Here is a 21,600-nt window from a genome sequence, read left to right as displayed (position 1 = left end):
CTTGTATTATTGATTATTCATTGTATTTTCTCCTGTCACATAAGATAAAAATTTTTCAGCCATTCCTCGATCGGTTATGCCGCAAATTGTGCGTGATTTGCCGATTGCATGGCTGATTTGATATTTTGTAAAACGATGATTAATGGCTATTTTTTTTTCACTAGCCAAACGATGGTAGCGATCACTAGTGGAATCACTGGCATCAATCGCTAAAATCAAAAGTTTAACTTTTTTGTTCTTTGTGGCTTTAGTGACTAAATCGTCACCGGAAATTAACTTAGAGGCTCTTTGAGCCAAACCTAATAAATTGAGTTGTTTTTCTTCTGGGCTCATAGTAGTTCTTTTCGCGCCTTTTGGTGGTCTAGAAAGCGATAAAGTTCTTGATAAAACTCTTTATCAATCTCCATTTCAAATGTTCGATTAAAAACTTTTTTCTTTTCCGCTTGTATGGCTAACTCTGGATCCAAGGAGATATAGGCTCCTCGTCCATTCTTTTTACCAGTTGGGTCTATTTCAATGGTACCTTCTGGGGTTCTCACAATACGGATTAAATCTTTTTTGGGATGAGATTCACCAGTAACAACACATTTGCGCATGGGAACTTTTCTTTTTTTCGCTTGGCTCATTTCCATCCTCCTTTGATGTTAATAAATTAAGTGCTTATTCTTGCTCTGATTCTTCAGTTTCTTCAAATGCTTGCTCCAGCTCTTCATCAAGTGATTCCTCTGCCGATTCACGATATTCTAAATCAGCTTCTGCTGGATCGTCATCTAACTGGCTGGAAGTCTCTTGAAGCATTTCTTCAAGATTATCTAAATCCTCTGTAAGATTTAATTCTTCTTGTCCAGTTGATTCAACTGCTTTTTGTTCAATTAAATATTCTTGATAGCTAGTCTCAGACTTAATATCAATCTTATAACCAGTTAAACGAGCTGCTAAACGAGCGTTTTGTCCTTTTTTACCGATGGCTAAGGATAACTGATAATCTGGTACCACAACAATACAAGAATGATTATCTTCATCAAACACAACATTAATCACTTCTGCTGGATTCATAGCATTTTTTATGAAGGTAGAGGGGTCTTCATCCCATTGAATGATATCCATATTCTCACCATTTAATTCATTGACAATACTTTGAACTCGAGATCCTCTCGGACCAACACAAGTTCCAACTGGATCAATATTAGAATCACGCGAAGAAACTGCAACTTTCGAACGGTCGCCCGCTTCACGAGCAATTGAGATTATTTCCACAACACCTTCGTAGATTTCCGGAACTTCTTGCTCAAATAATCTTTTAAGGAAATCAGCATGTGAGCGTGAAACAACAATCTGTGGCCCCTTACTAGTTTTATCTACCTTGACTACGTATACTTTTACCCGTTCATCCATTTGAAATTGCTCAGTTGGAATCTGTTCACTAGCCGGCATTATGGCTTCAACTTTACCTAAGTTCACATAAACATTGCGAGCATCTGAACGTTCGATGATTCCTGTTAAAATTTCATCTTGATGCACAATAAATTCATCATAAATAATATCTCTTTCAGCCTCACGTATTCTTTGCATAACGACATGTTTAGCGGTTTGAGTAGCAATTCTTCCGAAATCTTTAGGAGTCACTTCAAATTTAATCTTGTCTCCTATTTCATAGGCACGATTAATCTTCAAAGCTTCTTCTAGAGAAATTTCTAAAGTAGAATCATAATTGATATCCACAACTTCCTTAACTGAATAAACTTTAATATCACCGGTTTCTTCGTTAAAAATAACTTCCACATTTTGTGCTTGATCATAATTTTTTTTGTAGGCCAAAATCAAAGCAGACTCTAAAGCTTCTTTAATAACTTCAGGCTTTATCCCTTTTTCTGCTTCAAGAACCTTCATGGCATTTACTAATTCTTTGCTCACACTTAACTCTCCTATCTCATCTTGCTAAAACTTAACAGCAAGTCTTGCCTTAGCGACACCCTTCTTATTAATTTCAAGTTCTTTAGTGACTGTTTTAATTGGAACCTTCAATAGATAATAATCCTCCGTCACATCTAAAAGAACGCCCTCATGTTGTTTTTCACCGTATTGAGGGGCATAGTAATCAAAGTGGACATATTCACCAATGGCTGACCGAATTTGCTCTTCATTTTTCAAAGGTCTTTCAGCTCCTGGTGAGGAAACTTCTAAAAAGTAAGCTTCCGGAAAAGGATCTGGTTGCATAGTGTCTAAAACTTCAGAAATTTTTTCTGAAATTAAAGCACAATGATCTAAATCAATGCCCCCTTCCTTATCAGCATAGATACGGAGAAACCAATGCTTTCCTTCTTTTAGATATTCAATATCAATAAGTTGACAATCTAAGGATGCGATAATTGGCTCCACTAGCGGCTGAACTTTGTCTATCACAATACTCATCAATTCACCTCTTCATTTTTATTTTGGTTGAATAATAAAAGAGCGAGCGTTTCCGCCCACTCCTCCTCGAATAATTTGCTAAATAGAGTATATCATATTATCTATTCATCAACAAGTTAGAAGAGTGACAGCTGGTCTTCATCTGGTAAATCAGCTAAAACACCATTCTCTTCTAAATATTCCATAATTGTTTTTGAAACTTTACCACGTTTTTGTAAGTCTTCTTTAGAAATAAAGGCTGCTTGCTCTCTAGCTTCTACAATCGATTTAGCGGCCCCTATTCCCAAACCAGGAATTGTTCTAAAAGGAGGGATCAAACTCTCGCCATCGATAATAAATTTAGTGGCGTCTGATTTTTCCAAATTAATCATTTGGAAAGTTATCCCTCTTTCTAGCATTTCATTCGCTAGTTCTAAAACAGTTCGCAAGCTATTTTCTTTTACTGAAGCATCCATTCCCTTGGCCATAATTTCTCTTAAGCGATGTTTAACCATTTCCTTGCCTTGATGCATGGCAATGATATCAAAGTCTGATGCCCTTACCGAAAAGTAAGCCGCATAATAAAATTTAGGATAGTGAACTTTGAAGTATGCCACCCTCAGTGCCATCATGATGTATGCAGCCGCGTGAGCCTTAGGGAACATATACTTAATCTTCAGACAAGAGTCGATATACCATTCTGGAACATTATTCGCTCGCATTTCAGCTTGCCAGTCATCAGGAATTCCTCTTCCTTTACGAACATGTTCCATTATTTTAAAGGCTAAGGAATCTTCTAATCCATATTGCATCAGTGTCACCATGATATCGTCACGACAACCAATTACCTTAGCTAAGGGTACAATATTCTTTTGAATCAACTCCTCAGCATTGCCCAACCAGACATCCGTACCATGCGATAAACCAGAAATTTGTAACAACTCCGCAAAAGTTGACGGCTTGGTCTGAGTCAGCATCCCTCTGACAAAACTGGTCCCAAATTCTGGTACCCCTAAAGTACCTGTATCAGAAAAAATTTGCTCTTTTGTGACACCTAAGACTTCAGGACCTGAGAACAAAGACATCACATCAGGATCAGAGAATGGAATATCTTGAGGATCAATACCTGAAATATCCTGTAAGAAACGTATCATGGTCGGATCATCGTGTCCTAATATATCTAATTTCAGCACATTATCATGAATAGAATGGAAGTCAAAGTGAGTCGTGCGCCATTCTGAATGAATATCTTCGGCTGGAAATTGTATAGGCGTAAAGTCATAAACATCCATATACTCAGGAATAACGATAATCCCACCTGGGTGTTGGCCGGTTGTTCGTTTCACCCCTTCAATTCCTTTAGCCAAGCGCTCTTTTTCAGCTTGAGGCACTTGGGTCATGGTATTTTCAAGATAACCCTTCACATAACCAAAGGCCGTCTTTTGTGCAACGGTGGAGATAGTCCCCGCACGAAAGACATGGTCTTCTCCAAATAAAACTTTAGTATAAGCATGAGCTTGCGGTTGATATTCCCCAGAGAAGTTAAGATCAATATCGGGTACCTTATCCCCTTTAAAACCTAAGAATGTCTCAAACGGTATATCCTGTCCGTCTCGCTTTAAATCTTTACCACATGATGGACAGGCTTTAGGCGGTAGATCAAAACCTGATCCAACTGAGCCATCCTTAAAAAACTCGTTGTAATGACAATCCGGACAGTAATAATGTGGCACTAAAGGATTAACTTCGGTTATTCCAGTCATTGTCGCTACAAAACTAGAACCTACGGATCCCCTTGACCCAACTAGATAGCCGTCTTGATTGGATTTTAGAACCAGCTTTTGCGAAATTAAATAAATAACGGCAAATCCATTAGAGATAATCGAATGTAATTCTTTTTCCAATCTTTTTTCAATTAATTCTGGTAAAGGATTTCCATACATTTCGTAGGCCTTGCCATAGGCCAAATCACGAATTTTTTGATCAGAGCCTTCAATATTTGGTGTGAATAGTTTTGAGTGGATCACTTCAATGTCGTCTTCGACCCAATCGGCTATTTTATTCGAATTAGTTACCACTAATTCATAAGCCAAATCTTCTCCTAAGAAAGAAAACTCTTCTAGCATCTCATTAGTCGTTCTAAAATGGAGTGGTGGGAAATGGAGGTCGCGATTAGCATTGCGTTTTAAAGACTTGAGTAATATTTCACGGTAAATCGAATCCCGTTCTTCTAGGTAGTGAACATCTCCAGTAGCCACTAGTAACTTGTTATGTTCATTGGCTAGCTTAACCATTCCTTGCATGATCTTAAATAAATCTTCACGAGATCTAATCAAGGTTTCTTCAATCAGGGTGTCATAGACAGAAGGGGGTTGAATTTCTAAATAATCATAATATCCTACTAATTCACTAGCTTCTTGATAACCCTTCTGCATCAAGGTTGTAAAAACTTCTCCATTGGAGCAAGCGGAACCGACAAGTAAATTTTCTCGATACTGATTTAAGACAGACCGTGGTATTCTGGGTTCGCGATAAAAATACTCCACATTGGAAATAGAAATCAATTTAAAGAGATCTTTGAGACCTGCTTGATTTTTAGCAATTAAAGTAGCATGAAAAGGTCTTATCTGTTTATATGCATCACCTTTACCCATCTCTTTATTCAACAGATTATGGTGGGTCATTTGATATTGCTCATTGGCTTGTTCTAGTAACTTAAACAAGATATGACCCGTTGTTTCCGAGTCATAAATAGCTCGGTGGTGTTGTTCTAAAGTTACACCGTAACGCTTGGCAAGATTGTTCAATCGGTGTCCTTTTATATTAGGGTTTACCAACCTTGATAGGGCAAGTGTATCAATCACTGGTAAATTATTCATAGCTATGCCATGACGCACATAGGCTTGATTAATAAAGCCCATATCAAAGGAAGCATTATGTGCCACCAAAATGGTGTCTTGTGTAAATGCTAAAAATTTGTCTATTACTTCTTTTTCACTTGGTGCATCTTCTAGCATAGCATCGGTAATGCCTGTCAGTTCTGTTGTAAAGGATGAAAGTGGATGACCAGGATTAATAAAGGCCTCGAAAGTATCAATTACATTCCCCTTGTGCATCTTAACAGCAGCTAATTCAATCATACGATCATAGACAGAGGATAATCCGGTCGTTTCCACGTCAAAAACAACATAATTAGCTTCTGAAAGATCATGATCACTTTCATTATAAGCAATAGCTTCACCATCATTAACAATATTAGCTTCAATACCGTAAATCACTTTAATATCGTTTTCTTTACCCGCATAATAAGCTTCTGGGAAAGCTTGAGCACCAGCGTGGTCGGTAATAGCTATAGCTGAATGTCCCCATCGAGCCGCTGTTTTAATATAATCTGAAACACTATTGGTCGCATCCATTTGAGACATATTAGAATGTAAATGGAGCTCTACTCTTTTTTGACCTTCAAAGCTATCTTGACGTTTTTTAGGATTTAACTTACGAATCGAACGAGGCCTAAAATCTAGTTCACCAGAATAATTATCTGGGACCATATCCCCTTCCATTCTCAGCCAGTCTCCTACTTGAAACTGATGAATTTGCTCCTTAGTTAAGCGTCGTCCAGAAATTAATTTGACAGCCACAGAGGAAGTATAATCCGTCACTTTCATGATGGATAAAATTTCTCCCGATCGTAAATCACGGATATCATTGGCGAAGACATACCCTTCGATTACTTGTTTGTATTGATTTTCTGGCAAATCAATAATAGGAGTAGCTGTGATATTAGGGATGTCTTTTCCTACTGGCTTAATTTCACTAATATTGACTGATTGTTTCTGCTTTTCTTGTTTTTTCTCTTCATTTTCAATCGCTTCTAGTAGGTTTTGATGATCCAATTCTTCTAAACGCTGTTTAGTTGTTAAATGAGTGGCATCGCTTAAGGATTGATCAACATAGTAAATGATTTTTATTCCTTTAAAGCCTACTTGATCAAAGTGTCTTTTAATTATGTGATCGTATTTATTATCAAATGTATCTACTTGACTCTGACTCGCTAAACCTATTTCAAATAGTTTTGTACTTGCATCATAAGAAATGGAGGCATCTTGTAAACAAACTCTTAAAAAAGGTGTCTCATTCATAATAACAGTTTTTATTTTTTCCCAATAATCCTCAATTAACTGACGATTATCAGTTTCAGCCTTATCAAAGTGCCACCATATTTCGGTTTCTACTATTTGAGCAAAAGCCTGTCGCATAGTAGTTAGTAATAAGTAATAGAGGTCTGGGTGAATCCGCTGTGGGAATCTCAAATGAAAAATCCAGCGTTGGCTGTCTGCTAAAACTTCCACTTGCTCAATTTGACCTCCTGCTAATGCACTTAGAATGTCTGGATCTGTAATGTTTAGTTGCTCCAATAAAACATCGAATAAAGTTTTTTCTTTGCTCATATGAATCCTTTCTTTTTACTTGTGTCGCATTTAATTTTACAATGCATCACTTAAAAAAACCCGTAAAAGACAGGGATTTTGTTCCTAGAAAAATGCTCGCATAATGTCATTCCAAGTAACTGCAATCATCAAAATCAATACTAAAACAACCCCTACCATGGTAACTAAACCTTCTTTTTCTTGGCTGAGAGCTTTACCTCTAACTAATTCAATTAAGTTCAGGACAATTTTCCCTCCATCTAATGCCGGTATCGGTAATAAATTAACAATTCCTAGATTGGTGGATAAGGAGGCAAGAAAAGCAACCATATCGATCAAGCCTTCATTAGCAACCGTGCTAGTTGCCTGAGCCATTGCCACAGGTCCTCCTAACATATTTAAATCAAAACCACGTGAAAATAATGTAGCCAAGGCCGAAAGGACCATGATGAAAGTTCGATAGGTAGCTGTAAAACCAAAAAACAAACGATCTTTAAGCGATGTCGATTGACTGACGGTAATTCCTAACGAACCATATCCCAATTCATTCTCCTCCAATTGGAGTTCTTTTTTAATGACTTGGTCTTGTCTTTGAATTTCTAATCGTACTGTCTCTTTAGGGTATTGGGCAATTAAATCCACTAAGCCTTGCCAATCTTTGGTCTCTTCTTCATTAACTTTAGTGATTCGATCCCCAGCTTGCAAACCAGCTCCTGCAGCAGGACTGCCCTCAACCACTTGACCTATTTGATTGGTAGTGGTAGGAATTCCTGGAAGCATTAAACCGACTATCGCAAAAGCAACAATCGATAAGATAAAGTTATTAAGTGGCCCACCAAAATTAGTGAGAATCTTATGCCAAACTGGAACTGATTCATAACGCGTTGCTAAGGGGGCTACACGAATAATGGTTCCATCTTTTTCAATGATTTCTGCTTGAGGATGGACATGATAAGTTTTAAGAAATTCTTCCCCTTGTTCATAAACTTCAAGAGTCATCTCATTTACCAAATCGGCCTTATCTAATCGAACAGGTAGTTCATTGATATCACTAGTCTCACTAAGGTTAATTTTAATAACCTTATTTTGTTCATTGAAAGTTAAACCTAAAGATTGTCCCGGTTGAACTTCAGCTTCTTCATTTAAACCAGCTAAACGAACATAACCTCCCATTGGTAAAGCACGAATAGTGTAGGTTGTCCCATCTTCGGCTTGTTTTGAAAAGATTTTAGGTCCCATCCCTAGTGAAAATTCTCTCACTAAGATGCCTGCTTTTTTAGCCCAATATAAGTGCCCAAACTCATGAATAATCACAATAATCGAAAAGATAATTAAGAAAACTAAAACTGTTTTTAACATCGCTTACTCCATTTCTAATTAAACACCTAAAAAGTTATTCCATACAACAAACATGATGCTGGCAAATATTGTTGAATCAAAACGATCCAATACTCCCCCATGTCCTGGAAGTAATTTGCCCGAATCTTTCACACCAAAGTCTCTCTTATAGGCGGATTCTACTAAATCACCGAACTGACCAGCTATAGAGATAAGAATGGTTAAAAAGCCAAGATATTGTGGGTTTTTTATTTCAACAGTAAAAAAGAGACTGTAAATACTAGCGACTACAAAAGCGGTTGCTACGCCACCCAAAGCTCCTTCTACTGTTTTGTTAGGACTTATTCTGGGAGCCAGCTTATTCTTCCCATACTTTCTACCTATTAAATAAGCTCCAGTATCCGTTGACCAAATCACCAAAAGAACATATAGAATAGTCGTTAAACCAAGGTCTCTAATCATTATTAAATAACGAAAGCCAAAACCTATATAAAGCGAAGCAAAAATTAAAGTGGATGCATCTACAAAATTAAAACGTTGATAATTATAAACCGTCAAAATCAACAATAACATTCCTGCTAAATAAAAAATCATCAAGGGGTCTGCTTCAGAAAAAATAGGACCAAAATATTTCTCTGGTAAGAGGACCGAGGCTAAGGCTAAAGTTGATATTAAGCCTATTTCATTTAAATAATCGATTTTTTTCATCTCAGCCATTTCGTACAAGGCTATTGCACCCAACAACATTATACAATAGCTAAACCATTTCCCACCCAAGATGACAAATGGTAGATAAATAGAGATCCCAATAATTGCTGTAATGATTCTTTGTTTCATTTTGATCCCTACTCCTTTCTAACATTTAAGAGATTTTACCGAATCTTCTCTGTCTTTCACTATAAGCTGCAATCGCTTGATCAAAGTCTTCAGTTGAAAAATCAGGCCATAAGACCTTTGTAAAATAGAATTCACTATAAGCTAATTGCCATAATAAGAAATTGCTGAGTCTTAATTCACCAGAAGTTCGAATCATCAAGTCTGGATTTGAGTATGAAGCAAGATCTTGAGTCATTAGAGACTGATCAACTAATTCTTCGGTAATTTCTTCTGGCTTTATTTCATTTTTTAAAACTGCCTGACTAATACTTTGAATGGCTTGGACTATCTCTTGACGTCCACCATAATTTAAAGCAATGTTTAAAATCAATCCACTATTATCCTGCGTTTTTTCTACTGCTCGATCTAAGATTTTCTTAGTTTCTTCAGGTAAACGATTAGCATTACCAATATAGGTAACTTTAACATTATTTTCCATTAATTGAGGCATGAAGGATTCAAAAAAGTCTTTTGGCAAAGACATTAAGTAATCCACTTCATCCTTGGGACGCGCCCAATTCTCTGTAGAAAAAGCATAAACCGTTAATACCTTGATTTTAAGTTGGTGTGCACGAATGGTAATTTTTTTGATGGTCTCGACTCCCTTTTTATGCCCCATTACTCGAGGTAAAAAACGCTTTTTAGCCCAGCGACCGTTACCATCCATAATAATTGCAACATGGTTAGGGATCTTCATATTATCTAAATTCATGGTTGTTTCCTTTCAGTAGCATAAATACCTTTTAATTATAGCAGAAAGAAATTGTATATTAAAAGAAAACTAGAAGAAGTTGTTTAATCATAAAATTCTAGTCATTCATAATAAAAAATCAAGTCAAGACTTCTTGACTTGATTTTTGGTCGGTTTTTAGTTATTTCTGATTTCATCTTCTTTAACTGAAGTTAGGCGATCAATTTCCTTAGTCGCATTATCAGTTATTTGCTGAATATCCTTTTCATAACGTTTTAATTCATCTTCAGTAATTTCACTATCTTTTTCAAGTCGCTTAGCTTCATCCATTGCATCTCGACGAATATTTCTTACTGAAACTTTTGCATTTTCTTGTTCTTTACCGATTACTTTAACTAATTCTTCTCGTCTTTCTTTAGTCAATGCAGGTATCACAAGACGAATAACTTCACCGTCATTTGTAGGTGTAATTCCCACATCACTCATCATGATTGCACGCTCAATATCTTGAAGCGAACTCTTATCATAAGGTGAAATTACTAACATTCTTGCTTCAGGTGTATTAATTGAAGCTAACTGGTTTAATGCCGTAGGTGTTCCATAGTATTCAACCATGACACGGTCTAAAATACTAGCATTAGCAACTCCAGCGCGAATAGTTCCTAATTCACGTTGAAAAGCTTCAATTGATTTTTGCATTCGGCTTTCAGTATTTTTTAATATATTATCAGCAGCCATTTTCTTCCTCCTATATGATCCATAGTTATTTTATTATACCATATTTAAGCATTGTAAGAAAAGTTAGAACTAATCATGATTATTTCCAACAGTTGTTCCAATATTTTCACCAAGAATGACACGTTTAATATTCCCAGGTTCGTTTAAGTTAAAGACAACTAATGGAATGTTGTTATCCATAGACAAGGAAGAAGCCGTAGAATCCATTACTTTTAAGCCTTTAGAGATAACATCCAAGTGGGTTAAATTTTCATATTTAGTAGCTGTTTCATCCGTCTTTGGATCTGCACTGTAAACACCATCCACATTGTTTTTAGCCATCAGAATAACGTCTGCTTCAATTTCAGCCGCTCTCAAAGCAGCAGTGGTATCTGTTGTGAAATAAGGGTTACCAGTACCACCAGCGAAAATAACTACTCGACCCTTTTGAAGATGACGAATCGCACGTCTGCGAATATAAGGCTCAGCTACAGCACGCATTTCAATAGATGTTTGAACTCTTGAAGGGACATCCAGATTTTCTAATGCATCTTGCAAGGATAAAGCATTCATTACAGTTGCTAACATACCCATATAATCTGCTTGTGCCCGGTCCATTCCCATTTCAGCACCAATCGATCCACGCCAAATATTTCCGCCCCCTACAACAATAGCTATTTCAATGCCTAATTGATAAACTTCTTTAAGTTGTTGGGTAATTGAACGGACTGTCGCAGGGTCAATGCCAAATCCATTTTCACCTGCTAAAGCCTCTCCACTCAGTTTTAGAATTGCTCTTTGATATTTTGTTTTAACCATTATTCTCACCCTTCTTTTCCTTTAAAAAGACCCCAGCAAAAACTGGGGTCTCTATTAAATGTTGTAAATTACTTGCCCATTTGAGCGGCTACTTCTTCAGCAAAGTTATCTTTACGTTTTTCAATTCCTTCTCCAACTTCAAAACGTACATACTCAGTAACTTTACCCCCTTTAGCACCAACATAATCTGCAACTTTTTGATCGCCATCTTTAACGAAAGCTTGCTCGTTCAATACGATTTCGCCGTAGAACTTATTCATACGACCTTCAACAATCTTGTCGACAATCTTTTCAGGCTTGCCTTCGTTTAATGTTAGCTCGCGTTGAACAGTTTTTTCGCGTTCAATTACTTCAGCATCTACATCTTCACGATTTAGGTATTTAGGGTTGATTGCAGCAACATGCATCGCAACGTCTTTAGCTACATCTTCATCTTTAGAATCTGCAACGACAGTTAAAACACCAATCCGTCCTCCTTGGTGAGAATATTCACCGAAGACATCATTATCCCCTTTATTTAAAAGGGCAAAGCGACGGAAAGAAAGTTTTTCACCAATTACAATAGTTGATTCTGTAATTAATTCTGCGATTGTTTGTCCATTAACTTCCAAGGCATTGGCTGCTTCCATATCAGCTGGTTTACCTTCAGCAACAGCTTTTACAATATCATTAACTAATGTAATGAACTTGTCATTTTTTGAAACAAAGTCTGTTTCAGAGTTTACTTCAACTAATGCAGCAGTATTTCCATCAATATAGCTTGCAGTTAAACCTTCTGCAGCGATACGGTCTGCTTTCTTAGCAGCCTTTGCAAGTCCTTTTTCACGTAATAAGTCGACTGCTTTGTCCATATCTCCATCAACTTCAACTAAGGCTTTCTTAGCATCCATCATTCCAACACCAGTCATATCACGTAATTCTTTTACTTGTTTTGCAGTTACTTTTGCCATCTATAAAATCCTCCTTGGAAATATCATTCAATAATGTGCTACCTTAATTATTATATCAAAATTATTCAGCTTGCTAAAGCCTAATGTATGTATTTTCATAAAAAAGCTGTCTAAAGATGCTTGGCAACTTTTGACAGCTTTTCTTAATTTATTTATTCAGCTTCAGTCGCTGGAGAGCTTTCAGCTTCTTCTGATTCTGTATTTTCTTCCTTGTTGTCAAATAAGTTATCAAAGAATTGGCTATCCCCTTGCTCATCAGTGTCCACGTCAATTTGACCTTGATTTGCTTCAATTGTTGCTTCTGCCATAGAGCTTGTAATTAATTTAATGGCACGAATGGCATCATCGTTTGCTGGAATAACATAGTCAATCTCATCAGGGTCACAGTTAGTGTCCACCATCGCAACAATTGGAATATTTAATTTACGAGCCTCTTGAACCGCGATACGCTCTTTGCGTGGGTCTACGATAAAGATCACGTCAGGTATTCTTGGCATATCTTTGATACCACCTAAGAATTTTTCTAATCGATCCCACTCTTTACGTAATTCACCGACCTCTTTTTTAGGAAGCACATCGAAAGTTCCATCTACTTCCATTTGCTCTAAAGCTTTTAGACGACGAATACGTCCTTGGATGGTATCCCAGTTTGTTAATAAGCCACCTAACCAACGGTGGTTAATGTAGTACTGACCTGCTCTTTCAGCTTGTTCTTCAATTGCTTGCTGAGCTTGCTTTTTAGTGCCTACGAACAAAGCAACGCCACCATCAGCAACTGCATCTCGCATGAAATTATATGCTTCATCTACCAACTTAACCGTTTTTTGTAAGTCGATGATGTAAATACCGTTACGTTCTGTAAAGATGTAACGTTTCATTTTAGGATTCCAGCGACGTGTTTGGTGTCCAAAGTGCACACCAGCTTCTAACAATTGTTTCATTGAAATAACTGCCATATTATAAACTCCTTTTGGTTTTGTATTTTCCTCCGCTAGTTTCATTTAGCTATTAGACTCATGAGAGCACCCTAGTAACTATCCACTAACGTGTGAATTGTGCCTAAGCACTCTTATAAATATAAGCTATTCGATCAAAAAATGCAAATGAATTTTTGCTTTTAAACTATTTTAATTCAACTTTACTTTTTTCACTCATACATTTGCTTTATAACGCTCCATTCGGCTAAACTAAGAGCTAGGAGGTGTCAGCATGTCATCATTATATACTTATTTAGAGCAATATGGTCAATTAAGCTTTCAAGAGGAACCCTTTAATGAACTAGATGCTGCGATTATCTTAGAACTAACCTACCTCCCTATCGATCGGTTTTTTACCGATTCAATGGATTTTAAAGATGGTTTAACTTTTAAGCATCTAGCTAGACTATACCAACCCTTTAACCAATATTTTCAAGAAACCGATCAAACAATGGCCAATCCTTTTAGGAGTCAACTGATTAAAAAAATCGCAGACTATCGTCGGTTTAAAAATTTAAGAATTAGTGGTTTTTTAAACTCAATAGACTTTAAATTAGAAACTCAGTCAGCCTTTCTATTAGTAGATTTAGGAAACAACTTCCTTTTCGTTTCTTTTCGTGGCACCGATGACATGATAGTAGGTTGGAAGGAGGATATCATCCTCACCTACCAATCATCCATTCCGGCACAAATTATTGCGAGCCAATACCTTGAAAAAGTCATTCAAGCTCATCCAACCAGTCATTTAATATTAGGAGGACATTCTAAAGGAGGCCACTTAGCTCTCTATGCAGCTAGCCAAATGTCTCTTGAAACTATTAGTCAGATTAAAATAATTTACACTTTGGATTCACCTGGCTTTCATACCGTTAACTTGCGTCAAAATAAGATGAAACGTGTGAACCAAAAGCATATCCGTATTATTCCTGAAGATAGTATTATTGGTAACTTGCTTTTCCATGATCAAAAAGCCATTATAATTAAAAGTAAAAAGCGTGGACTGATGCAACATAATCTAGCAAATTGGAAAATTGAAGGGAAACAATTTCAACGAGCGAAACAATTAACAATCACCAGCCAAAGTATCAATCAAATCAATAAAAACTGGATCTTGCGAAACTCTCCCGCCAGACGAAAACGTATTATCTCTGCTCTAATTGACTTAATTGATGCCTGTGAAGCGCAATCGATTAACCAACTCATTAATCAGCCAACCTATTATCTTAACAAAGTTCATTACCGTTTTAGGCAATTTGACCCATCCTTGCAAAAGGATTTGCGTGATTTTGCTAAACAGTATATTCAATTTTTTAGAAATGATTTAAGACAATATCATTTAATAAATCTCAATCAATCGATTATCGAAGCGCGAAAGAACTTTAAACAAATGGTAAAAGTATTTTATAATGCCTTTGGCAGCGATAAAAAAAAATCCTATTCTGATAAATAACAGAATAGGATTTTTTTATTTTCTAGACCTAGGCGGTCCTAGAATTTCTGACCATATAATGGCTTCTTTTAACTGATTGGAATGGTTGGTAGAATCCTCTCGAGAGCTTAATCGTTGAACCTGCATTGGTTGACTAAACTCAGCTAACTCTTCCCCTTCAATAATGAATTGTTCCATTTCATAGTCCATATCAGAAAAATCATTAAAATCTTGGGTAACCGTTGAAGATTTAGCGATTAAATCTCCTTTGCTAGGATGCTCTTGAAATTCATTCACAAAATCCTCGTAGTATTTAGCAATTTCTAATAATTTTTCACGGTTAGGGTGATATGCCGACAATTGAATAGCTTTATCTTTAACTGCTTGAGGACCTTGCTCAATCAATTGATTTACTTGTTTTTTTAAATCGTTAGAAAAAGATTGAATATCCTTTCGATATTTTCTTTTTAAACGATCGATTGTTTGAGAATCTACATCAATCTTTCCTTCTTGAATTTTATTAACTTCTGATTCAAATTTTTTCTCTGATTCTTCATCGGTCTCAAAGAAATTATCGAGATTGGGATACTTTTCATGATAAGTAGTTGTTTCTAATTGATCTAAACTTTGAAACATTTTATCCTTAATGGAATCAAAAGAACCATTCTGACGATTCATTTTTTTTATTTTTGAACCGAAATAGTTGATAATAAATCCCAGAATTATTATTTCAAAAAATCCCATTATAATCACTCATTTTCATTATTATGTGGCGTACCACTTTTTGCAATCGATTCACGCATTTGTGTATCTGATTGAATATTTTCTAAATCATAATAATCCTTAATACCGATACGCCCATTACGGAAGGCTTCAGCAACAGCTAGAGGAACTTGAGATTCCGCTTCAACCACCTTGGCACGCATTTTCTGAACTTCGGCAATATTTTCTTGCTCTTGAGCAACGGCTACTGCACGACGCTCTTCAGCCTTAGCTTGAGCAATCTTCTTATCTGCTTCCGCTTGATCGGTTTGTAATTTAGCTCCAATATTACGGCCGACGTCAACGTCAGCAATATCAATCGAAAGTATTTCAAAAGCAGTTCCTGAGTCTAAACCTTTTCTAAGGATTGTTTGCGAAATGGAATCGGGATTTTCCAATACAATGGAGTGGGTCGAAGCTGAACCTACAGTCGTTACAATACCTTCCCCTACACGGGCAATGATTGTTTCTTCACCCGCACCACCTACTAATCGTTCAATATTAGCACGTACAGTAACTTTAGCTTTGGCTTTAACTTCAATACCATCCATAGCTACACCTGCAATAACCGGTGTTTCAATAACCTTCGGGTTAACTGAAACTTGAACGGCTTCAAAAACATTTCGCCCTGCTAAATCAATAGCGGCAGCTTGTTCGAACTCTAAATCAATATTAGCACGCTGGGCAGCTATCAAGGCATCAACCACTTGGTTAACGTCTCCACCTGCTAAAAAATGAGCTTCTAATTGATCAGTTGTAATCGGTACACCGGCTTTGGTGGCTTTAATTAAGGGATTAACAATATAAGCAGGCTTAACTCTTCTTAAGCGCATCCCTATTAAATCACCTATTGAAACTTTAGCGCCGGAAAAATAAGCAGTTACCCATAAGCCAATTGGAACAAATCTTAAGAACACTGAAATCAAGAAAATCAGTAATAAAATAATAACTACAGTCATCACTATGGGTGACCCTTCATCCAGATAAAAATTATCCATTCATTTCGCTCCTTACATAAATTTTTTTGTCAACAACTTTGACAATTTTAATCGGTTGGTTAGCAGCTATCATCTCTTCTAGACTGTATGCTTCAAAATAATGATCATCGACTTTTATTTTACCAACCGGCCTCAAGCCTCCTACCGTTATTCCTTCTTTACCAACTAAGCTTGCAAGATAAGTATGATCCTTAGTCTCTGAATTGGAATTTGCATCTTTGTTAATTGCTTTATCCAAGATAAAATCGGGACTAAACTGCAAATTGTAACCCATCTTATTAAAAATCAAGAATAAAATGAGAACAATCGCTAAGCTAGCTAATACAATTAGAGTAACAGTCGATAAATCTTGAAACTTTAGCCATAAACCTAAAATAAAAGCGATTAAGCCAACTGATCCTGTTAAACCTAAATCTGGTATATACACCTCAAGAATCAGCAATATGACACCAATCATAAAGATTAAATAGTGCAATATTGCCTGGCCTTCTATCCCAAAAAACATGGCAAAAAGAACAGCTGCAATGGACCATAATAACCAAGTCCAGCGCGTATATAATGATACTACTAAAGCACTAATTGCTAGAAAAAAACTTATAAGCATGAAACCACCTCCTTTAATTAAATTATATCATGAAATTGCTTTCATTAGTAGCAAAATCATGCGAACTAAAGTCTTATAATTTCATATTTAAATAAAAACTCCTAATTAAGGGTAGGCACTGCACCCCATAAATAGGACAGAATAAAAACACCTTTGTTAGGCTGCTTGTTGGCGTTTTAATTCGATTTTGAGTGGATTTATCTCGCTAAGTTCTTCGAATCCTTTGCCATAAGTCTATTGTTTACCGCCGGCTTGATTGAAGCGCTAGGTTTGACTTTAACGATCCCAAGGCCAGCAAATTTTTACTTGAGACGTGTTCTTAATGTTTCATTCATCTATTATTTGATTATTAGTCCGGCCTTCATTTTTCATTTCAATACATTTCGATTTTGTTTCTGCAGAGTAAGCTAGGTGATTAACCCTAATCAAACACCTCCATTAAATTCATTTCACACGAATTCAACGGAGGTGTTTTTATGTTTGCCTCACTATTTGGGGTCAGTGCCTAAATCAGGGAGGGAGTTTAATAAAATTAATTAAAATCTTGATTTGACTCTTGATTATCATCAGCTACTTGCTTAAAAGAGTCGTATTTAGCAATATGTAATAACTTTTGTCTTTCTTCGTAAGAATAAGTCTCACGCTCTAGGACATCGCGCTTAATTATTTTGTAGATAGCGGAAGCTATCGGAACTCCTAGCAACATACCAGCTACTCCGTATAGTCCCCCGCCAATGGTTACAGCGAATAAAACCCACATACCTGGCAATCCTATCGATCCTCCCACAACTCGTGGATAAATGACATTTCCTTCGAATTGCTGGATGAGAATGATAAAGATAATAAACCATAATGCCTGGGGAACCGATTGCACTGAAATTAATAAGGCACCAATAGCTCCTGAAATATAAGCGCCTAGCATAGGAACCAAAGCAAAGAAACCAGTTAGAGATCCAATCATTCCAGCATAAGGAAATCTAAAGATCCACATACCTACGGTAACTAAAAAACCTAATATGATTGCTTCAATCACAGATCCTGTAAAGAAATGTTTAAAAGAGTCATTCAATGTCGTTAACACATAAAATATTCTGCGTGATACCGGCTTACTAGTATAAGTGGTAACGATTCTTAAAAATTGGTCCATTAGTTTTTCTTTCGATAACAGTAAATAGATAGAGAAAATGAAGGCCAATACTCCATTAATAATAATAGAAGTTAAAGAACCGACCGTAGAGAGGGTGGTATTTACTACTCCAGTGATAAATCGATTTCCCATATCTTGAATACTTTTAAGAATATCAGCCCAATTTATTTCAAAACGGTCTAAGAATTCCATCGATTCTGCTGGTAACATTTTCTCAAGATTGGTAAGTGCTTCTTCTATGCGAGTAATTTGAAAGGGAACAGCTGTAATAAACTCTGTAATTACATTGTAAACTTGTGGTAAGACCAAGCCTAAGACAAATAACAATACTAAAATAATTGTTATAAGAGACAAAAGAATGGCGATCGGGCGTCGGTAGGGTTTAATCCAACTTTTATCTGAGACTTTCTTTAGCAAGTCTTCATAACGCACCATTAAAATATTTAAAACATAAGCAATCGCGAGGCCCGAAAGAATCGGTAAAAAAACTTGGCCTAAACGATTAATCCATGAAAAAATCACATCATAATTAAAGATTGCTAAGACTAAACCAGCAATTAAAAAGATGTAGCGAACAACAATTTTATCTAATCTATCAATTTGTTTCAAAAGCATTCCCCTTTCTCATGCATTCTATTCTAGCATCTTTTAGTCCTTTTTACACCATTTAGAAGGTATGTTTTCACTAGTTTAATTGTAAAAAAGGCCCTGATAATCAATCAGGACCTTAACTTATAGTAAAAGATTTAATTAGAAGATTTGGCAATTAATTACCGGATGCTAACCCTTCAAATTGCAAATGATCATTAGCTAAATCCACTTTTACAAGTGAGTTTGGCAGAATATCACCCGCTATAATCGCTTTAGCTAATGGATTTTCCAATTCTTTAGTAATAAAACGTAATAAAGGACGGGCTCCATAAATCGGATCATAACCTTTATCCGCTAGCCAATTGATGGCTTCTGAGGTTAATTGGAGTTCAATTTCCTGATAAGCCAAACGATGACGTAAATCTTTTAAGAATTTCTCTACTACACCTTGTAAATCTGCTCGAGTTAAAGGTTTAAAGAGAACGACATCATCAATTCGGTTGAGAAATTCAGGTTTAAAGTGGTTGCTTAAGGCTTGATTTACTTGTGTTTCTACTTCAGCTAGAATTTCTCCCTTATCACTCACTCCTTCTAATAATAAATGAGAAGCAATATTAGAAGTCATGATTAAAACAGTGTTTTTGAAATCTACAACACGACCTTTAGAATCAGTCAGACGGCCATCATCTAAAACTTGTAAGAGAATATTAAAAACATCTGGGTGAGCTTTTTCAATCTCGTCTAATAAGACAATGGAATATGGACTACGTCTTACAGCTTCTGTTAATTGGCCACCTTCTTCATAACCAATATAACCTGGAGGGGCCCCGACTAAACGAGAAACGGAATGCTTCTCCATGTACTCAGACATATCGATTCGAACCATGTGGTTTTCATCATCGAATAAGACTTCGGCCAAGGACTTGGCTAATTCTGTTTTACCAACACCGGTTGGACCTAGGAAGAGGAAGGAACCAATTGGTTTACGTGGATCTTGCAAACCAGCTCTTGATCTTAGGATAGCTTGTGTTACTTTTTCTACCGCTTCATCTTGCCCCATCACTCTTTGATGAAGCGTTTGATCCAAGTGCATTAACTTGGTTCTTTCTCCTTCAACTAAGCGACTGACTGGAATACCAGTTAATCTTTCAACTACTTTGGCTATTTCAACGTCAGTCACACGTTCTTGAGTTAACCGTTCAGTATCAGACTGTAAAGTTTCTTCTGCTTTAGCCTCTAACTCTTTTAATTCTTGCTCTAAATGCGGAATTTCGCCATGCTGTAAGCGAGCCGCTGCTTCAAGATCATAATTACTCTGAGCTTCTTCTAACTGTCTACGCGCATTATCTAAGGCTTCTCGCTTATCTCTTAAAGCGTTAGAAGCTTCTTTTTCTACTTCCCAACGCATTTTCAGTTGATTGGCTTCTTCTCTTAAATCAGCCAATTCTTCTTGAAGATTTTCTAAACGTTTCTTAGAAGCCTCATCAGATTCTTTTTTCAAGGCAGCCTCTTCAATTTCTAATTGCATTAACCGTCGGTTGACAGCATCCATTTCAGTTGGCATAGAATTCATTTCTACGCGAATAGTAGCAGATGCCTCGTCAACTAAGTCAATTGCCTTATCTGGTAAGAAACGATCGGTAATATATCGATGTGATAAGGTTGCAGCGGCCACTAAGGCATTATCATGGATATTGACCCCATGGTGAATCTCGTAACGTTCCTTTAGACCTCTTAGGATAGAAATAGTATCTTCAACTGTTGGTTCTTGGACTAAAACGCGCTGGAATCGACGTTCTAAGGCCTTATCTTTTTCAATGTTTTCACGATACTCGTCTAAGGTTGTCGCACCAATACAGTGCAACTCTCCCCTTGCTAGCATCGGTTTTAACAAATTACCAGCGTCCATCGATCCTTCTGTCTTACCTGCACCAACAATGGTATGAATCTCATCAATGAAGAGTAAAATTCTCCCTTCGGATTCTTTTACCTCTTTAAGAACGGCTTTTAAACGTTCCTCAAATTCTCCACGATATTTTGCTCCTGCTATTAAGGAGCCCATATCTAAGGAATAAAGTTCCTTATCTTTTAAGTTTTCGGGAACATCTTTGCGAACAATTCGATGGGCCAATCCTTCGATAATGGCTGTTTTACCTACACCTGGCTCACCAATTAGAATCGGATTGTTCTTGGTTTTTCTAGATAAAATTCTGATAACATCACGAATTTCTTCATCACGACCGATTACTGGATCCAGCTTATTATTTTTAACCGCATCATTAAGATTCGTTGCATATTTATCTAGAGACTCATAAGTCTCTTCTTGGTTTTGTGATGTCACACGATCTCCCCCTCTTAATTTCTCAATTCTTTCTCTTAGTAGGGACTCATTAATAGCCTTTTGGTTTAACCATTTGGTCAAAGGATTATTTTTTTGCTTATATAAAGCTAGTAGAATCACTTCAGTGGCTAAGTATTCGTCCTTATATTTCTTTGCTATTTGACTGGCGTCATTCAATAACTGAGTAAATCTTTGACTAAAGTGTTGGCCATATTGAATATTTTGACCGGCAACTTGAGGTAATTGATCAATTTCTCCTTCAATCACTGCTTGAAAAGCCGACCGATCAACACCTATGTCTTCATATAATTTTGCAGCATAATGGTCTGCTTGAATAAATATACGCCATAAATGCGGGATATCAATCTCTTGGTGCTGTCTTCTAATAGCAATTTGTTGCGCTTCAGCTATGGCGCTTTGCAAAGTGGTTGTCATTTTTTCTATCATATTCTCACTCCTTAAGGTCAGAATTGGTCAAATTATTTAATCTATATTAAAAGCTCTCTCAAAGAGCTTAAATTGAGTATAACCTATTGGTC

Annotated in this window: 18 protein-coding genes; 1 reads left to right on the top strand and 17 read right to left on the bottom strand. The window is 36.6% G+C overall.

Annotated elements, in window-relative coordinates; translation table 11 throughout:
• Window positions 1-6: 6 nt before the first annotated feature.
• From ACQV2Q_RS01940 to rpsB, 12 genes are all read right to left on the bottom strand, one after another.
• The gene (locus tag ACQV2Q_RS01940) at window positions 7-333 is read right to left on the bottom strand and encodes a L7Ae/L30e/S12e/Gadd45 family ribosomal protein (RefSeq protein ID WP_428873942.1); all 327 of its coding nucleotides are present in this window, start codon (window positions 331-333) and stop codon (window positions 7-9) included.
• A complete protein-coding gene (rnpM, locus tag ACQV2Q_RS01935) occupies window positions 330-626 on the bottom strand; it encodes an RNase P modulator RnpM (protein ID WP_428873941.1) in 297 nt (98 codons plus the stop codon). The genes ACQV2Q_RS01940 and rnpM overlap by 4 nt, the downstream gene beginning before the upstream one ends.
• A gap of 34 nt (window positions 627-660) precedes the next feature.
• Entirely contained in the window at window positions 661-1,914 is a 1,254-nt protein-coding gene (gene nusA, locus ACQV2Q_RS01930) for a transcription termination factor NusA (protein WP_428881745.1), read from the bottom strand.
• 24 nt (window positions 1,915-1,938) lie between these two features.
• Window positions 1,939-2,412 (bottom strand): ribosome maturation factor RimP, encoded by a 474-nt coding sequence (gene rimP, locus ACQV2Q_RS01925; protein ID WP_428875324.1) that lies wholly within the window; start codon window positions 2,410-2,412, stop codon window positions 1,939-1,941.
• 116 nt (window positions 2,413-2,528) lie between these two features.
• Window positions 2,529-6,842, bottom strand: coding sequence for a PolC-type DNA polymerase III (locus tag ACQV2Q_RS01920; protein ID WP_428881743.1), 4,314 nt, complete (start codon window positions 6,840-6,842; stop codon window positions 2,529-2,531).
• Window positions 6,843-6,926: 84 nt separating this feature from the next.
• Entirely contained in the window at window positions 6,927-8,180 is a 1,254-nt protein-coding gene (rseP, locus tag ACQV2Q_RS01915) for an RIP metalloprotease RseP (RefSeq protein WP_428875326.1), read from the bottom strand.
• Window positions 8,181-8,198: 18 nt separating this feature from the next.
• Window positions 8,199-8,996 (bottom strand): phosphatidate cytidylyltransferase, encoded by a 798-nt coding sequence (locus ACQV2Q_RS01910; RefSeq protein WP_428873936.1) that lies wholly within the window; start codon window positions 8,994-8,996, stop codon window positions 8,199-8,201.
• Between the two features lie 25 nt (window positions 8,997-9,021).
• Window positions 9,022-9,747: an isoprenyl transferase gene (locus ACQV2Q_RS01905; RefSeq protein WP_428873935.1), complete on the bottom strand. Its 726-nt coding sequence runs from the start codon at window positions 9,745-9,747 to the stop codon at window positions 9,022-9,024.
• Between the two features lie 156 nt (window positions 9,748-9,903).
• Window positions 9,904-10,464 (bottom strand): ribosome recycling factor, encoded by a 561-nt coding sequence (gene frr, locus ACQV2Q_RS01900; protein ID WP_428873934.1) that lies wholly within the window; start codon window positions 10,462-10,464, stop codon window positions 9,904-9,906.
• 69 nt (window positions 10,465-10,533) lie between these two features.
• Window positions 10,534-11,262, bottom strand: a complete 729-nt coding sequence (pyrH, locus tag ACQV2Q_RS01895; RefSeq protein WP_428873933.1) for a UMP kinase — start codon at window positions 11,260-11,262, stop codon at window positions 10,534-10,536.
• A gap of 68 nt (window positions 11,263-11,330) precedes the next feature.
• Window positions 11,331-12,212 carry a translation elongation factor Ts gene (gene tsf / locus ACQV2Q_RS01890; protein ID WP_428873932.1) on the bottom strand — a complete coding sequence of 294 codons (882 nt, stop codon included), beginning with the start codon at window positions 12,210-12,212 and terminating at the stop codon, window positions 11,331-11,333.
• A 152-nt stretch (window positions 12,213-12,364) separates the two neighbouring features.
• Window positions 12,365-13,168, bottom strand: coding sequence for a 30S ribosomal protein S2 (gene rpsB, locus ACQV2Q_RS01885; RefSeq protein WP_428873931.1), 804 nt, complete (start codon window positions 13,166-13,168; stop codon window positions 12,365-12,367).
• Between the two features lie 253 nt (window positions 13,169-13,421).
• On the opposite strand from rpsB, the gene ACQV2Q_RS01880 reads away from it, so the two are divergent.
• Window positions 13,422-14,639, top strand: coding sequence for an Mbeg1-like protein (locus tag ACQV2Q_RS01880; RefSeq protein WP_428875440.1), 1,218 nt, complete (start codon window positions 13,422-13,424; stop codon window positions 14,637-14,639).
• A 15-nt stretch (window positions 14,640-14,654) separates the two neighbouring features.
• On the opposite strand, the gene ACQV2Q_RS01875 is transcribed toward ACQV2Q_RS01880, so the two are convergent.
• The 5 genes from ACQV2Q_RS01875 to clpB form a co-directional block, all read right to left on the bottom strand.
• On the bottom strand, window positions 14,655-15,296 hold the full coding sequence (locus ACQV2Q_RS01875; protein WP_428881741.1) for a hypothetical protein: 642 nt from the start codon (window positions 15,294-15,296) through the stop codon (window positions 14,655-14,657).
• A 71-nt stretch (window positions 15,297-15,367) separates the two neighbouring features.
• Window positions 15,368-16,339: a flotillin-like protein FloA gene (gene floA / locus ACQV2Q_RS01870; RefSeq protein ID WP_428873958.1), complete on the bottom strand. Its 972-nt coding sequence runs from the start codon at window positions 16,337-16,339 to the stop codon at window positions 15,368-15,370.
• 31 nt (window positions 16,340-16,370) lie between these two features.
• On the bottom strand, window positions 16,371-16,982 hold the full coding sequence (locus ACQV2Q_RS01865; protein ID WP_428875442.1) for an NfeD family protein: 612 nt from the start codon (window positions 16,980-16,982) through the stop codon (window positions 16,371-16,373).
• A 532-nt stretch (window positions 16,983-17,514) separates the two neighbouring features.
• Window positions 17,515-18,738, bottom strand: a complete 1,224-nt coding sequence (locus tag ACQV2Q_RS01860) for an AI-2E family transporter (RefSeq protein ID WP_428873927.1) — start codon at window positions 18,736-18,738, stop codon at window positions 17,515-17,517.
• A gap of 157 nt (window positions 18,739-18,895) precedes the next feature.
• Window positions 18,896-21,508 carry an ATP-dependent chaperone ClpB gene (gene clpB, locus ACQV2Q_RS01855; protein ID WP_428873926.1) on the bottom strand — a complete coding sequence of 871 codons (2,613 nt, stop codon included), beginning with the start codon at window positions 21,506-21,508 and terminating at the stop codon, window positions 18,896-18,898.
• Window positions 21,509-21,600: the final 92 nt, after the last annotated feature.

It is taken from the genome of Facklamia sp. P12950 (assembly GCF_050409465.1).
Classification (GTDB): domain Bacteria; phylum Bacillota; class Bacilli; order Lactobacillales; family Aerococcaceae; genus Facklamia.
Note: the sequence above shows the minus strand (reverse complement) of the source record. Positions and strands in the feature narration are given on the sequence as shown.